The 15,244-nt window shown below is 46.8% G+C and carries 13 protein-coding genes; 3 read left to right on the forward strand and 10 right to left on the reverse strand.

Annotated features, from left to right (window positions below; translation table 11 throughout):
• Positions 1-119 precede the first annotated feature (119 nt).
• Positions 120-1,355, forward strand: a complete 1,236-nt coding sequence (gene hmpA, locus AB4111_RS05565; RefSeq protein ID WP_442030764.1) for an NO-inducible flavohemoprotein — start codon at positions 120-122, stop codon at positions 1,353-1,355.
• A 297-nt stretch (positions 1,356-1,652) separates the two neighbouring features.
• Positions 1,653-2,885 carry a nucleotidyltransferase gene (locus AB4111_RS05570; RefSeq protein ID WP_442030765.1) on the forward strand — a complete coding sequence of 411 codons (1,233 nt, stop codon included), beginning with the start codon at positions 1,653-1,655 and terminating at the stop codon, positions 2,883-2,885.
• A 229-nt stretch (positions 2,886-3,114) separates the two neighbouring features.
• Here the strand turns inward: AB4111_RS05570 and AB4111_RS05575 are convergent, their stop codons facing one another.
• Positions 3,115-4,155 (reverse strand): SepM family pheromone-processing serine protease, encoded by a 1,041-nt coding sequence (locus AB4111_RS05575; RefSeq protein ID WP_442030766.1) that lies wholly within the window; start codon positions 4,153-4,155, stop codon positions 3,115-3,117.
• Positions 4,156-4,469: 314 nt separating this feature from the next.
• On the opposite strand from AB4111_RS05575, the gene AB4111_RS05580 reads away from it, so the two are divergent.
• Positions 4,470-5,807 carry a nucleoside recognition domain-containing protein gene (locus AB4111_RS05580; protein WP_442030767.1) on the forward strand — a complete coding sequence of 446 codons (1,338 nt, stop codon included), beginning with the start codon at positions 4,470-4,472 and terminating at the stop codon, positions 5,805-5,807.
• On the opposite strand, the gene coaD is transcribed toward AB4111_RS05580, so the two are convergent.
• The 9 genes from coaD to AB4111_RS05625 all read right to left on the reverse strand — a co-directional run bounded on the left by coaD (position 5,785) and on the right by AB4111_RS05625 (position 14,990).
• Positions 5,785-6,291 carry a pantetheine-phosphate adenylyltransferase gene (gene coaD, locus AB4111_RS05585; protein WP_442031583.1) on the reverse strand — a complete coding sequence of 169 codons (507 nt, stop codon included), beginning with the start codon at positions 6,289-6,291 and terminating at the stop codon, positions 5,785-5,787. The two genes, AB4111_RS05580 and coaD, sit on opposite strands and share 23 nt — an antisense overlap.
• Before the next feature lies 1 nt (position 6,292).
• The gene (rsmD, locus tag AB4111_RS05590) at positions 6,293-6,901 is read right to left on the reverse strand and encodes a 16S rRNA (guanine(966)-N(2))-methyltransferase RsmD (protein WP_253433670.1); all 609 of its coding nucleotides are present in this window, start codon (positions 6,899-6,901) and stop codon (positions 6,293-6,295) included.
• Positions 6,902-7,202: 301 nt separating this feature from the next.
• The gene (locus AB4111_RS05595; RefSeq protein WP_442030768.1) at positions 7,203-7,637 is read right to left on the reverse strand and encodes a hypothetical protein; all 435 of its coding nucleotides are present in this window, start codon (positions 7,635-7,637) and stop codon (positions 7,203-7,205) included.
• A gap of 141 nt (positions 7,638-7,778) precedes the next feature.
• Positions 7,779-8,060: a hypothetical protein gene (locus AB4111_RS05600; RefSeq protein WP_442030769.1), complete on the reverse strand. Its 282-nt coding sequence runs from the start codon at positions 8,058-8,060 to the stop codon at positions 7,779-7,781.
• A 106-nt stretch (positions 8,061-8,166) separates the two neighbouring features.
• Complete coding sequence (locus AB4111_RS05605; protein WP_062833752.1) at positions 8,167-8,472, reverse strand: hypothetical protein; 306 nt, start codon at positions 8,470-8,472, stop codon at positions 8,167-8,169.
• A gap of 169 nt (positions 8,473-8,641) precedes the next feature.
• Complete coding sequence (locus tag AB4111_RS05610) at positions 8,642-11,689, reverse strand: glycoside hydrolase family 2 TIM barrel-domain containing protein (RefSeq protein WP_442030770.1); 3,048 nt, start codon at positions 11,687-11,689, stop codon at positions 8,642-8,644.
• A 163-nt stretch (positions 11,690-11,852) separates the two neighbouring features.
• Positions 11,853-12,683: a carbohydrate ABC transporter permease gene (locus AB4111_RS05615; RefSeq protein WP_442030771.1), complete on the reverse strand. Its 831-nt coding sequence runs from the start codon at positions 12,681-12,683 to the stop codon at positions 11,853-11,855.
• Positions 12,676-13,575, reverse strand: coding sequence for a carbohydrate ABC transporter permease (locus AB4111_RS05620; RefSeq protein ID WP_253433650.1), 900 nt, complete (start codon positions 13,573-13,575; stop codon positions 12,676-12,678). Before AB4111_RS05620 ends, AB4111_RS05615 begins: the two co-directional genes overlap by 8 nt.
• Before the next feature lie 131 nt (positions 13,576-13,706).
• Positions 13,707-14,990 carry an extracellular solute-binding protein gene (locus AB4111_RS05625; RefSeq protein ID WP_442031584.1) on the reverse strand — a complete coding sequence of 428 codons (1,284 nt, stop codon included), beginning with the start codon at positions 14,988-14,990 and terminating at the stop codon, positions 13,707-13,709.
• Between the last annotated feature and the right edge of the window lie 254 nt (positions 14,991-15,244).

Below are 15,244 nucleotides of genomic sequence, written 5' to 3' on the forward strand. Positions count from 1 at the left end.
GATCTATATCACACGGACCTTCTTGCCCCCTACCTATACTTGCTATAAACCGAAGCACAATCAGCTTCATAACCGATTTATTATCCAACTATCTCATATCATATCGGGAGGGAAAATGTATGTTAAGTGAACACACTATTAGAGTCATTAAATCTACAGTCCCCGTTCTTGAAGTCCACGGCGAAGCGATCACACGTCATTTCTATGAAACGATGTTCACCACTCATCCGGAACTGCTGAATATTTTTAATCATGCAAATCAGAAACAGGGACGACAGCAAGCCGCACTTGCCAATATGGTATACAGCGCTGCCCTGCATATCGATAATCTGCCTTCCATCCTGCCTGCCGTTCGACAAGTTGCACATAAGCATCGCAGCCTGGGCGTCGTTCCGGAGCAATATGCGATTGTCGGCACCTATCTGCTGCAAGCCATCCAAGATGTCCTTGGAGACGCGGCAACGGATGAAATTATCACAGCATGGGGTGAAGCCTACAATGTCATTGCAGATGCCTTTATCGGGATCGAACAGGACATGTATGCGGACGCAGAAAACCAGACGGGTGGCTGGGAAGGATTTCGTACCTTCAAGGTTGCCCAGAAAGTGCAGGAAAGTGAAGTCATCACATCCTTTTACCTCGTCCCAGATGATGGTCAGCCTATCGCCAGCTATGAACCGGGACAATACATCAGTATCAAAATCAAACCAGAGGCACAGTCATTTACCCAGATTCGTCAGTATAGCCTTTCAGATATACCAGGTAAACCCTACTATCGTATTTCCGTTAAACGCGAGCTGGGTGGATTAGAACGTCCTGATGGAGTCATATCCACGTATCTTCACGATCACATTGAAGAAGGTAGTCAAGTGGAACTATCCGCTCCTGCTGGCGACTTCACGCTGGATAGCGACGATAAACGTCCTGTTGTTCTCTTGAGTGGTGGTGTCGGTCTAACGCCCATGATCAGCATGTTAAATACACTGGTTAACTTGAACGAAGATCGCCAAATTACATTTTTGCATGCAAGTCCGAATGGTCAATCTCACGCGTTCCGTGATCATGTGAACAATCTGGCCGAACGTAATCAGAGCGTTAACGCTTATTATTGTTATACTCAACCCGCTGCTTCTGATCGTGAAAATGAGTTTTTCCATAAGGAAGGTTATATGGATGCGGTCTGGCTTCGCCAAGTGATTGATGAACTGGACGCCACCTATTATCTGTGCGGACCCGTTTCGTTCATGCTTTCAGTGTATACGGAGCTGCAGGCGCTTGGTGTTCCAGCGGACAACATTCATTATGAATTTTTTGGGCCGAAAGCAAGTCTATCTCCCGCGCCGGAAAGTGTCTAAGCGTTCTGAGATTGTGGAGATGAGATGTGATTGGTCTAACTTCCTAATGTATAAGTGTACAGTTAAGTATAAGTGTCCTATCACGCTAATTTATTCAGATGGAGAGGTTGTTCTCCGATTATCGAAAATGTGTAATATACAATAAATTTGCAGGCACAGTCTGACATCCCTTGTTGTCGGATTTGTGCTTTTTCTTGTCTGAGTGGGTGCATGATTTGATCTAATACATGACATCCCCTATGATGGAATGGATGTTATACATACTCGGTTATCCAATTGAAAGGAGTACGTCTAATCATGAGAGCCGTAGGCGTCATTGTTGAATATAACCCCTTGCACAATGGGCATGTCTATCATTTGCAGGAAGCTCGGCGGCTAAGCGGCGCAGACGCCGTTGTTGCAGTCATGAGCGGCCCTTTTCTCCAGCGTGGCGAACCCGCCATCGTGGGTAAAAGGGCGCGCACCGAGATGGCGCTGCACGCAGGCGCGGATCTCGTGCTTGAACTGCCAGTGGCTTATGCTGTGCAACCGGCGGAGTGGTTTGCCTTCGGTGCGGTGTCCTTGCTGGACCGCACCGGCGTTGTGGACTCGCTCTGCTTCGGCAGCGAGTCCGGCGACCTGGACAGCCTGCAGCGCATTGCGCGCGTGCTGGCTGTGGAGCCCGCAGGGATGCGCGAGGACATCGCGCGCCGCCTGCGGGAAGGCGCCAGCTACCCCGCCGCATACGCAGGAGCGGCGGCAGCGCTGGCGCCCGGCGGCGTCGATGCTCACGACGCCGCTGCACTGCTGGAGCAGCCCAACAATTCGCTTGGGCTGCACTACCTGATCGCGCTGCAACGACTCGGCAGCGCGATCCAGCCCTTTACGGCGGCGCGTACCGGTGCCGCGTATCATGAGGCGACGCCCGGGCCGGGGGCGATCGCCAGTGCCACAGCCGTCCGCCGCCTGCTGATGGCGGACGGGCCTGACGCCGCCGCGCCATACGTGCCGGCGGCCACTCTTGCCATTCTGCATCGCGAATGGCAGGAAGGCCGCGCCCCCATGCACTGGGAGCGCTTTGCACAGCCGCTGTTTCACCTCGCGGCCACACGCCGTGCCTCCGAGCTGGAACGCATCGCCGAAGTCACGGAAGGCTTGGAGCACCGGCTGAGCCGTACACTTGCTCAGCTCCCCGAGCCTTCAGTCGAAGTACTCCTGAATGCACTGAAGACCAAACGATACACACGGACCAAACTCCAGCGTATGCTCGCCCACCTGCTCCTGAATCACACCAAAGCCGAGTGTTCACCAGAGCAATTGGCTGCCGGACCCGGATATCTCCGAGCCCTCGGATTCAATACTCAAGGGCAGAGCCTGCTTAAACAAATGAAGAAGACCGCTTCGTTGCCTGTTGTGCTGAAACCTTCAACGTTCACGCACAATCAACTGGAACTGGATATCCAAGCCCAGGTTGCGTATGGGATCGCTTGCGAGCATAGGGACACACGCAGGATGTTCAGTGACTACTATGAGTCACCTGTGAGAGTGTAATCCGCTTTTGACCATAAGTTTTCAGTTTTGACAAACAAAAAATCCCCTTGCTGCGCGCCGCTCAGGCACATCGCAACAAGGGGATTCTCTCATTTAACCCTTTGAATCTGCTGAAACTCTCATTTCTCATGATCACACTTCATTCGCTGCAATCCATTCTTTCCGATTTCATCCGTACATTATCTATCCATTTCAACTCGACTCTATCTCTTCACGCCCGATCATAATCCTATGATTTCACGGATAAGGTTTTCAGATACGCCAGCGCATCATCCACTGTGCTCACAGGCACAAGTTTCATTTTGGTGCCGATCTGTTCAGCCTTGGCTGCTGCTTCCTTATAGTTATCCTTCGGCACAAAGAAGATCTCCGCTTCTTTCCGGTCAGCGGCTACAATCTTGTGCACTACGCCACCAATGGCACCCACCACACCGTCCTTGGTAATGGTACCTGTACCCGCAATTCGATGCCCCTTGGTCAGATCTCCAGGTGTTAACTGGTTATAGATCTCCAACGTAAACATCAAGCCGGCAGACGGACCACCAACCTGAGTATCTGTGAAGGAAATCTGTTTGTCCGGATCTTCAGCTTTCACCTTCTGAACTGCACCAATCATCACGCCGAGTCCCGGGCGGGTTTCTCCCGTTTTATTGTCTTTTACCTGAATCAGTTTCACGTCCCGGCTAATGGTCTCTCCGCCACGTTCCAGTTGCATTTCGACGGTATCCCCAACCTTTTTATTTTTTAACTGGGCAGAAAGCACCGTATTATCCGGCGTAGCTGTTCCGTTCACTCCCAGAATAATATCGCCCGGAGCAATGTCTCCATCGGGTTTTGGATCTTCGGACAGTCCAAATACAAAGATATGTTCAGGCACAATAGAGTAAGCCACACCAGCCTGCTCATATGCAGCCTCCATTGCAGAGGATTGTGAGTCACTCATGAACCACACCTGTTCGGCAGAGTATTCCGCTTCGCTTTTACCGCGCAGTCGGTCCTCCTTTTTATCCACTTGAGCATTTTGATTGAACAGAGAGGTTCCTAGCAAAAACACATTGGCATATGTTGCCGACACGGTCGTCATCATGAACACACCGCGTTCTTCCTGGTCCCCACCTTTAACCGTTACCATTGGTTTTACTTCATCTGCACTGCCAGGCATATATATGATATACGGCGTTGGCATGTACACGGCAACATAGACGACCAGAGCCACCACGATCACAAAGATCGAAGCTCTGAATCCGCCAGATTTCCGAATCCGATTCATCGCATGAGCCTCCGTTCTTTGTATCTCTATACAAGCTAAACTCTACACTAATCAGCGATCGTAATTCCACCTTGTGAATACTGCCATTCTCCGGTTAGATACTCGCTCTGTGTAATGCAGATATTCAGCTCATCTTGTTTCATCATTTTTTTCAAGTCTAACACTCTGGTCCCTGTGCATACAATGGTACAGGCCGGATAGGCCGCTGTATACAATAGCTTGTCCGGTCAAGGCCGAACCGCCCTTTGGGCGTCATTCGGCCGTCCATAACGATTCAGATGCCGAAGCGGCGTTATCTGATATGAGGTGAAACGATGACATTACAGAGCGAGGTTAGAGATTCTGGCCCATTACGAACGATAATCCTAAGTACCGGCGCTTTAATGTTGGTCATTGCGGTAGTTGCCTCCCCCAAAGAAGCGTTTGATGCCTCTATTCAAGGTCTGGATATATGGTGGAAAATCATTTTCCCTGCCATGCTCCCGTTCCTCATGTTATCCCAAATGCTCACTGCGTTTGGCTTCACCCATGCGATCGGCGCCTTGCTCGGACCGTTAATGCAACGATGGTTCAGACTTCCAGGCAACGCAGGTTTGGCGATTGCCGTTGGCATGTGCGGCGGATTCCCCGCAGGAGCAGATGCGGTGTCCCGTTTATTTCAGGATAGACAAATTACCGCCAAGCAGGCGGTTGTACTTGCGGCGGCGTCTCATTTTGCGAATCCAATGATGATCATACTGGTCGTTGGTGCTGCTTTTCTTCACCAGCCAGCGGCCGGATATTTTCTACTCGCGGTCCACTGGATCAGCGGCTGGATCGCTGCCATTCTTGCCACGCGTCTCCTGCCTGCACCGGGTAACCAGAAAAACCGGGTTGGCTTGACAGCTGTGCAAGCAGATAACAGCTCTCTTGATTCTCAGCCTGCAAGTCCTGCAAGTTCCATAAGTCGCTCATCTGCACCCCACCACTCTACATACAAACGACGCAGTATATGGTCTGATATGATGATTGCAGCGAGGGAAGCCCATAGTCGTGATGGAAGAGGGTTTGGCAAACTGCTCGGTGACACCGTATCCCAAGCTGTGCAGACCTTGATGATGACTGGAGGATACATGATCGGTTTTGCCGTGTTTATCCGGTTGGTCTCCCTGTATCTGACTCCCGGGTCCTCTGCTGCGCTGTGGCCAGCCTTCTTTGAGCTTCACCTGGGTACCTACCATTTGAGTCAGACTTCACTTACACCCGCGCTGCTCATATCTCTACTTGCAGCCATTCTGGGATGGGGTGGTTTATGCTCCCATCTGCAAGTCTCTGCTGTCCTAAAAACCACTGGTCCAAGCAGCAAATCGATGCTGTACTTTGCTGGAGTTCGTCTGACTCATGGATTAATCGCCTTTTTCATCAGTATGTTCCTGTGGATGCCATTCAGCCGTTACAGCACAGAGGTCTGGACTACATTACAGACGAATGCAGAGCAGGACCTCTCGACACCATTCGGTTGGCTATTCATACATAGTCCAGGTAACACATATACGATCAACACCATTTGGAGCGTCTTCCCTGCTGCATGCATGGGTCTTGCGTTACTTCTTGCAGTCATGATTAGTCTATCAGGTCTTACCTTCTGGTTTAACCGCCGGTTTTCTCGCTGATTTTCTGACGGAGCGCTGCTTCCACCTCAGGTGATACAAGATCTGTAACATCTCCATGATAATGAGCGATTTCTTTGACGATGCTGGAACTTAAATAGGAATATTTCGGATTGGTCATCATAAATATCGTTTCCGCATCCGGATTCAACTTGCTGTTGGTCGATGCCAACTGCAACTCGTATTCAAAATCAGTTACCGAGCGTATACCACGAACGATGACCTGCGCTTCCTTTTGCCGGACATAATTGGCTGTCAGATCGAGGAAACTGTCCACCTCCACATTGGATAGATGGCGGGTTACTTCCGTGATTAGTTCTTTGCGTTCCTCCACCGTAAACAGCGGATTTTTGCTCATATTGTTCAACACAGCCACAATGACGCGATCAAATTGCTTCGACGCTCTGGCGATAATATCCAGATGCCCCATCGTTACGGGATCAAAACTTCCAGGATATACGGCGATCCGTTCCTGTCGATGTATCATTTCAGTCATGAGGAGCCTCCTCTTTCGGTGTAATGGATTCTCCATCTTCCAATGCTTCAGGCGCATAATAATAGATGGATACTGCCGTCTCCCCATACAAAGCCTTGCGCGTTTGTTCAAACGGGCCGAATTGCTCAGGGTAATCATGTTTGGATTCATATTCAAGCACAATGGTTGCTTCGGGTTCCAGAAGTTCCAGTTCGTGCATGGTCAGCATCAACTCGTGCCCGTTCTTCATGCGATATGGCGGGTCGAGAAATACCAGATCGAACGTTGTGCCTCGCTTGGCGAGTGCCTTCAGTGCACGACCTGCATCATTACGGTATACAGCCGCCTGGTCTTCCAGCTTGGTCGCCTTCAGATTCATGCGGATGACTTCAATACTTTTCGATTCCAAATCAACAAAAACAGCCTTGTCCATGCCGCGGCTCAGCGCCTCAATACCGAGACCCCCACTGCCTGCAAACAGATCCAATGCTGTGCCGCCCTCAAAATAAGGACCAACCATGCTAAATAACGCTTCCTTCACCTTGTCGGTGGTCGGTCGCGTACCCGTGCCAGGAACAGCCTTCAGCGGCCTGCCTTTCGCACTCCCAGATACCACTCTCACTGACGAGTCACCTTTTCTCTATGTAAGTTTATTGATAAGGCTATCGTACCACATTCGGGTTCGGTTTGAAAAATGCGCGGTCTTCATTCCCCTTGGAAAATTGTTGCCGAATTGTTGACGCATATGTATAAAAAGGAAACAATCGGGCGATTCTATAATTATCGACATCACAAGTGTCGTAGACAACCGCGGAGAAGACTTACGTTTCCCCATAAGCTCTTCGTCCGGTTTCTCCTCTCCCATGAAAAAGAAGCTCTCGAAAGAGGGCTTCTTTTTGTTGTTTTTATTTTAACTTATTATGTTAGTTATACTTTTCTTCAAATTCACTTATTTCTGCTTCCTCTTCGGTCTGCAGCCATCCAATCTCCCTTAGCCACATGCCCATATCTGCTATAAATTGCTTGGCGTTTAGATGTTCAATCTTGTATTTTTGGATCTTTTCACTCCAAAAAGCATAAAACTCATGGCTTAACACATACCGTTGCTTGCTCTTACTTAATGTCTTATAACGATCCTCGCTGACCACCAGATCAAAATAGATGACATTCTCCTTCTTCACATGCCTAACCGTTGATCTTCTGTCGTATTCTGCAGGAAGGCACCTGAAAACAAAGAAGAGTTCTATATCAACGACTTGATATTTGGTTGCTGCTTTATCAAAAACAGGCTGCAGCTCATCCGAGAGATTGGCAACTTGCGTTAACCCTGACGTGTCTGTTGATTTGCCCAAGATCATGATTAAGCTCCCCTTCGCTCATTTCACATTTTTAATCCTCATGCCTATTCCAACTAAAAAAAGGTTGACCTGTGATGTAATCTCCGGCAACCTTCCCTATAATTCATTCTTCTTGTGGATTAGCCAACTTAGCAAGCTATACTAATTCAGCTCTCTTTGTTTCCGATTGGACCGCCGCAAATTGATCAATGGAATGATAAGTACTACAACCGGCAAGAGAAGATTCATTGAATGTGCCTTAATCATCATGAAGGTAATGAACAGCACCGCAAGCCAGGTCATGATCTCCATCATTTCATATTTCGTTAACGTAAGCTTGAATGCTTTTTTTGAAATAAAGCGAACCAAGAAATAAGCAATTGAACCATAGAACAAGATCATGCCCAAGATAGCAGCAAGAATTATCAGGTACATATCCATCATAAAAATCACCACACCTCTAAGTCATTACCTTAATTTTACCATATAAGAGAGATGGAGTCATTTCAGGTTTCGAATCCGTGCTCCTTTGAGATTGGCCAATGCAGGTTTACTTCTCTTCTACTACAATCGTTGCATTGTAGATCACAACCCGTTTCCCATTAAGATCGAATAATACTTTATTGCCGTATTCCGTATCTTCCACATCGATTTTGCCATCATAGGTCTGAATCAATTCACCATTATTGCTGTACACCTTAACGACCCTCTCCAGACCGCCCGAGTTATTGGACCTCATCGTTTTGAGTGCACGTTCACCCGAAGCCGTATTGAAATACCATATGAAACATCCAACAATGATGCCCAGAAAGACCAACACCGTCACCCATATACCTGTCTTTGCTTTTCTACTCATCTTAAACCCCCTCTTATGTTTCCTGTCTCGTACATTACGAGATCGGAACGAGAACGGTTTCATACAACACCTCTCAAGCTGTTCGTTGACATAACAGAACAGAGGCCTCCGACGAGCGAAGACCTCTGTTCTTTATTTAGTACATTATTTTTCTGTACAATTCTTGTGCTTACAGTGCACGAATGACGAATTCAAATGTCAGTTCGCCGTCCGAAGGGATCAGGTATTCCGGATGAACCGGAGCACCCCAGCTGTCATCACCGCCGACACCCATTTGTTTACCCGCTACAGTCACGACCGTATAGTGCACCGGTGGCAATTCGTACGCATGTTGTGCGTTCTCCAGCTCAAATGCCGTATACGGTGAAACATTCAGTTCAACCGGAGTTCCGGATGCCTCAATTTTGAAGCCACGTCCCGCGTTGTCTGTCAATTTGGCCCAACGAACGCCAGTACGGTTGCCCGACTCCTGTGGTACCAGATATGGAGCTACAGTATCAGCTACCTTGCTGCCATGGATGCCTAGACGTGCGCCAAATGCGCGGTCTGCATAGTTTTCTTCGGGTCCCATCGCGAGCCATTCCACGTTTTCGAAGTCAGGTGATGTTCTGAAGGACAATGCATGAATTGGCAGGTTCGGCAATCCGGCTGTACCTTTGTACGTATTATGCACACGTACACTTCCATCTGCATGAACGGTATACACCACTTTCACTTGTACATCCTCCGAAATGTTAAGCTTGTACGTGAACTCGATCCGGTATTGATCCGGTTTCTGTTCCGCTTTCCACTCTACAGATCGTGGCATCAGGCTTGCAGCATACCAGGCACCCAGTTCGAAGCCCATCGCCATTCCTTTGTCATTATCCGTCATTGCACGCCAGAAGAGCGGTGCAGGTGGTACAGCAATGGTCTCACGACCGGACAATTTCAGGGAAACCAGTGTCCCGAACTGTTTGGAGAACAGCGCATGAGTTTTGCCAGCACGAACACCGATGTTAACGTCACCTTCAACCACTTTTACATCACTTACAAGGTTCAGGTCCGTCTGTGCTGCATCATTTACCTGATCCTGTGTGAAAATAAACTGTCCAAATGCCACTTCTTCACCTTTGTCAGCCCACAGTGTAGCTTCTTTTAACACAAATGCAGTGTTCACAGCGTACTCTCCGCCCACCAGGGATTCTGCACCCAGCGGAAGTTTCGCTACCGTCTCACTTTGCGCATCCACGTTTACTTCCAATGTTCCACGCAGCACTTCATGTCCCTCACGCTCTAGGCTGTATACCAGTTCCAATGCAGATGTATCTGCGAACAGGTTACCGTTCACGATCTTAACGCCTTCACGATCCGGGAACAGCTTGATGTTCTGATACAGGAATTTGACCTCCTGCATTTTAGCAGTTACTTTACGATCGGCATGAACGATACCGTTGCCACAGAACGAATAGTCTGATGGACGATCACCGAAATCTCCACCATAGGCGAGGAACTCTTTGCCATAACGATCTTTTTTATAAATGGATTGGTCGATATAATCCCAGATGAATCCACCTTGATACATCGGGTATTTGTCTTCCAACTCCGTATATTTGTGCATACCACCAATAGAGTTACCCATGGCGTGCATGTACTCACAGCTAATATAAGGTTTAGTCGGGTTGGCATTCAGGAATTCTTCAATGTCCGCCGGTTTGGCATACATGCGGGTCTCCATATCACTTGTCTCATCGAAACGGCGATCATGGAATACACCTTCGTAATGTACCAGACGGGTTGGATCAGCTGATTTGAAGTATTGGGATACTTTGTAGATGACTTCACCGCCATGGGATTCATTACCACAAGACCAGATCAGAATAGACGGATGGTTTTTGTCACGCTCGACCATGGATACAGCGCGATCCATAACGATATCATGCCATTCCGGTTTGTCCCCTGGAATAACCCAAGAAGGCTCAACGGCGCCAAGCTTCTGCCAAGATCCGTGTGTCTCCAGATTCATCTCGTCAATAACATAGAGTCCATATTCATCGCACAGCTCATACCACAGACTTTGGTTTGGATAGTGTGACGTACGTACGGCATTCATATTATTTTGTTTGATGGTACGAACATCCCACAACATGTCTTCCTTCGTAACCGCACGTCCACGACGCGGGTTGAACTCATGACGATTCACACCTTTGAATACGATACGTTTACCATTAATGTGCATGACTTTGTCAATCATTTCGAATGTACGGAAACCAACGGCTTGAGGAACAACCTCAACCAGTGTACCCGCAGCATCATATACACGAATATAGAGGCGGTACAAGTATGGGATCTCTGCGCTCCACAGGTTCACTGTACCAATGTCTTCACGAAGACTTACTTGTCCATCGTTAACCTTGGATTCAAACGTTTTCACTGTATTACCTTCCCGATCACGAAGTTCAGCCTCTACACGTGCTCCAGCAACCGCTTTTCCTTCCAGTTTCAAATCTAGTTGTAAGGTACCGTTGGTATAGGACTTGTCCAGATCTGTGCGGACATGAACATCACGTACGTGTGCAGCAGGGACCGTATACAGATACACATCTCTGAAAATACCGGAGAAACGCCAGAAATCCTGATCTTCCAGCCAGCTGCCTGTGCTGCGTTGATACACCTCAACTGCGAGTTTATTCTCTCCATCCTGAAGGAATGGTGTCAGGTCAAAGTCAGATGGCGTAAAGCTATCTTCCCCGTATCCTACGAATTGTCCATTAAGCCATACATAGAATGCAGATTCTACACCTTGGAAAGAAATATATACCGGATTCGACTCCCAACCTGTCGGCAGGTGGAAGGTGCGAATGTAACTTCCAACGGGGTTTTTATCCTGTGGCAATGCCGGCGGACGAATTTCGTTCAGACCATCCCAAGGGTATTGTGTATTTACATATTGAATCTGTCCGTATCCTTGAAGTTGGATATGCCCCGGAACTTCAATATCATCCCAGCCTTCACTGGAAAAATCGGATGTATAGAAAAATTCAGGACGGCTGTCTGGACGAATGGCATAGTTGAATTTCCACGTACCATTCAGATCATAACGCATGGACATCGCGCCTGAACCTACTGCCTCGTCCATCGTTTGGTAATAACGGTGATCGGAATAGGCATGAAGACGGTTCACCTCAAATACACTTACGTCTCCCAACCAGTTGATATCTGCCTTTGTTGCTTTCATCGGCTCTCTCTCCCTTTAAAACGGTATAGTTTGACTTATTCAAGGTTTCATGTGAATTTCCTTTTGCATTCATACAAAATACAAAAAAGACAGAGGTACGCCTGACAGGCGTCCTCTTCTCTTTCCTGCACTCGTCCGATACGGACGCATTATGCGGTTATGCTTATTTCACGGAACCTACCATACCTGCAACAAAATGTTTCTGCATGATGAAGAATACGATTGCTGTAGGTAGTGTTGCAATAACGATCGCTGTCATGATTACTCCGTAATCCGGAGCATAACCAGCACCAAGATTTGAGATCAATAGCGGAATCGTTTGTTGGTCAGGCGTTTGCAATACAATGAGTGGCCACAGATAGTTGTTCCAGCTACTCATGAATGTAATAATTGCTGCCGCTGCATAGGTTGTTTTCATTGTTGGCATGTAGATCTTCAGGAAGATCCCGAGTTCGCTCAAACCATCAATACGTCCAGCTTCCAGCAAATCTTTCGGGAACATTTTGGTGTTCTGACGGAAGAAGAAGATCAGGAATGCTGTTGCGATGGTCGGCAGGATAACTGCTGCCATGGTGTTGATTCCAATTACTGGTGCAACGCCCGAGATTGTTGCGAACATGCGATACAGGGGTACCATGATGGCTGCAAACGGGATCATCATGGATAACAACAGGATGTTAAACACAATATCACGGGACTTCGTGCGAAATACTTCGAATCCATAACCTGCCATGGAACCAATCAACAGCGCCAGAAGGGTGGAAACAACAGAGATAATAGCCGAGTTTCCGAGAGCCTGTACCAGATTCGTCGAATCAAGAAGTTTGTTGAAGTTATCAATGAAAGCCGAACCTGGTAACAATCTGCCTTTGGTTACATCGACAGATGCATTCGTTGAACTGACCAACATCCAGAAGAATGGAAAAATGGATACAAAAGCGACGATGGACAGGAACACATAAGTAAAAATTCGTTTTGCTTTAAATTTAGCCATTTTTATTATCACCTGCCACTTTAAACTGGATGATGGACAATACAATAATCAAGATTACGATGGAATACGAAACGGTTGCTGCATAACCAAAGTCCGGTGAATATTTAAACGAAAGGTTGTAGATGTATTGTGAAATCGACATGGTCGCATTACCTGGACCACCTTTGGTAATATTCATGATCTCATCGAAGATTTGCAATGTACCAATCGTTGATGTGATCGACGTGAAGAGGATAATGGGTTTGAGCAAAGGAACTGTAATTTTGAAAAATTGGGTGAATGCATTGGCTCCGTCTATTTTGGCTGCTTCATAGATCGATTGATCGATGTTCTGCAGAGATGACAGATAGAAAATCATGTTATATCCGGTCCAACGCCAAGTAACGGCGATTATGATCGTAATTTTAGCCCAGAACGGGTCTGTGATCCATTGAATTGGATCACCAATAATGTGCAAGCCCATCAAGAATTGATTGACCATTCCATCCGGTGCGAACAAATATTTGAATACAACAGAATATGCTACCAATGAAGTTACACAAGGCAAGAAAATGGCTGTGCGGAAGAAACTCCGGAAGCGCAGTGTGCTGTCATTCAGCAATACGGAAATAAACAAACCGAGAATAATCATTACTGGCACTTGAATGATCAAGTAAATGAATGTGTTCGATAATGCTGTGCGGAACGTTGTATCAACTAACAATCTTTTGTAGTTCGCAAGGCCCGAAAATTCAAGATTGGCCCCTTTGCCAGACTTGAATGATAAGAGCAGCGCTTGAATCATCGGGTAGAAGTAAAATGCTACAATCCCGATAACAGCCAGCAAAACAAAAGCCCATCCAGTCAAATTACTTTTCTTTTGGAGACTGTCTCCTGTATTTATGGCTTTCACAGTATGGCTCCTCTCTCTCCACGGAACATGGATAGAACCCACAGAGCCTCTCGCCTTATCCGGTTCGACTTGCGCCAGACAAGGGAGACGGCTCCGAGTTACCTTGGGTTCTATAAGTTACCTGGGGTGTCCTAGTTTAATTGTGCTTCAGCTTGTTTTTGTGCTTCAGCCAAAACTTCATCAATTGATTTACCATTCAGGTACGCTTGCATTTCAACAACCAGAATGTCTTCAATTGCATATGTGTTGCTACCATAGTTTACATTTGGAATTTCTTTGGTCCAATTTGCGAAATCACTGAAGATTTTTTGACCGCTGAAGAACTCATCTGGCTTGTTGTACGCTTCACCATCAGTAGCCGGTTTGTACGTACCGATAGCACCAATATTTGTCAACAAGTCTTGGTACAATTGTTTGTCAGAACCAAATGTTTTGGCCATGAAGTCAGCTGCTTGATCTGCACCAGGAACATTGTTCATAACATACCAGGAGCTACCGCCCAAGTTGGATGCATGTACAGAGTTAGATTGACCAGCCATTTTCGGCATTGGAGCTACAGCCCATTTACCGGATTGGGATGCTTCTTGACGAACAGATGGTGAGAACCAGTTACCTGTAGGAATTGTTGCTACGCTACCGTTATTGGCGTTGGCAACGAATTGACTCCAGTCAGAGTGCAATTTAACAATGTTGGCATCCATCATTTTTTTGTACGTTTCGAAAGCTTCTTTCAAAGCAGGGTTACTGCTAATGTCAGGTGTCTTGCCATCTTCTGCTGTGTACCATTTGCCTGCTGTTTGGATCATCATGCGAATGATTCCAAGATCATTCGGGTCAAGAGACAGCAGCTCTTTACCTGTTTTTGCTTTTACATCTTTACCGATTTGGATGTAATCATCCCAAGTGATGTCTTGCAAGTCAGCAGACTTGTAGCCCGCTTGTTCCAGCAAATCCGTTCTGTAGTACAAACCTGCTACGCCGGAGTCAAATGGAACTCCATATTGTTTGCCCTCATAGGATGTTGGTCCAATTTTGTAATCTGCAAAATCGGAAGCTTTAATTGTAGAAGACAAATCTTTAAACGCATCCGGATACGCACTCAGGAAGCTTTGTGCACGATAGTCTTCAATCAAAACAATGTTTGGAAGACCGCTGCTTGTTCCAGAGTTCAATCCTGTGTTCAGCTTCTGGATAATCGCATCTTGAGCATTCTCAATGATGTTGATCTTCAAATCAGGATTTTCTTTTTGATAAATTTCTTTTGCTTGTTCAAGAGCAGCGACGTTAAATGCTTTGTCCCAAGCCCAGATCGTAATTTCGTTTGTTTTTTCATCTCCACCGCTGGCAGAATTACCTCCACCGCCGGATGAACATGCGGACAACAGCAGTACTGTAACGAGCATCAATACCCACATTTTTTTCAAAACATTCAACTCCCCTTTAACCTCTTTGTGTGTAATTTGTTTGCGTTTTCTGAAAGCGGTTGCTTTCGATGTATTCATCTTATCATTCCCATATCTCCATTCGTTAGTAATAATTTTGTGCGGATTTGTCATCTTATTGCCACAATGAAAACCTTTACAGAAACCGCTTGCATTAAATTTAGTTTTTTGTAATTTCTTTTGATTTTGTATTATCTTGATCTTGAAATCGTACAAATATGTGTTTT

The sequence above is a fragment of the Paenibacillus sp. 2KB_22 genome, from assembly GCF_052115745.1.
GTDB lineage: Bacteria > Bacillota > Bacilli > Paenibacillales > Paenibacillaceae > Paenibacillus.

Coding starts and splice junctions, on each gene's coding strand:
- AB4111_RS05595 (WP_442030768.1), bottom strand. CDS start 7,637: ATGATCTTGGGCAAATCAACAGACACGTCAGGGTTAACGCAAGTTGCC.
- AB4111_RS05615 (WP_442030771.1), bottom strand. CDS start 12,683: ATGGCTAAATTTAAAGCAAAACGAATTTTTACTTATGTGTTCCTGTCC.
- coaD (WP_442031583.1), bottom strand. CDS start 6,291: ATGATACATCGACAGGAACGGATCGCCGTATATCCTGGAAGTTTTGAT.
- AB4111_RS05610 (WP_442030770.1), bottom strand. CDS start 11,689: ATGAAAGCAACAAAGGCAGATATCAACTGGTTGGGAGACGTAAGTGTA.
- AB4111_RS05575 (WP_442030766.1), bottom strand. CDS start 4,155: ATGAATCGGATTCGGAAATCTGGCGGATTCAGAGCTTCGATCTTTGTG.
- AB4111_RS05580 (WP_442030767.1), top strand. CDS start 4,470: ATGACATTACAGAGCGAGGTTAGAGATTCTGGCCCATTACGAACGATA.
- AB4111_RS05605 (WP_062833752.1), bottom strand. CDS start 8,472: ATGAGTAGAAAAGCAAAGACAGGTATATGGGTGACGGTGTTGGTCTTT.
- AB4111_RS05570 (WP_442030765.1), top strand. CDS start 1,653: ATGAGAGCCGTAGGCGTCATTGTTGAATATAACCCCTTGCACAATGGG.
- AB4111_RS05600 (WP_442030769.1), bottom strand. CDS start 8,060: ATGATGGATATGTACCTGATAATTCTTGCTGCTATCTTGGGCATGATC.
- hmpA (WP_442030764.1), top strand. CDS start 120: ATGTTAAGTGAACACACTATTAGAGTCATTAAATCTACAGTCCCCGTT.
- AB4111_RS05625 (WP_442031584.1), bottom strand. CDS start 14,990: ATGTGGGTATTGATGCTCGTTACAGTACTGCTGTTGTCCGCATGTTCA.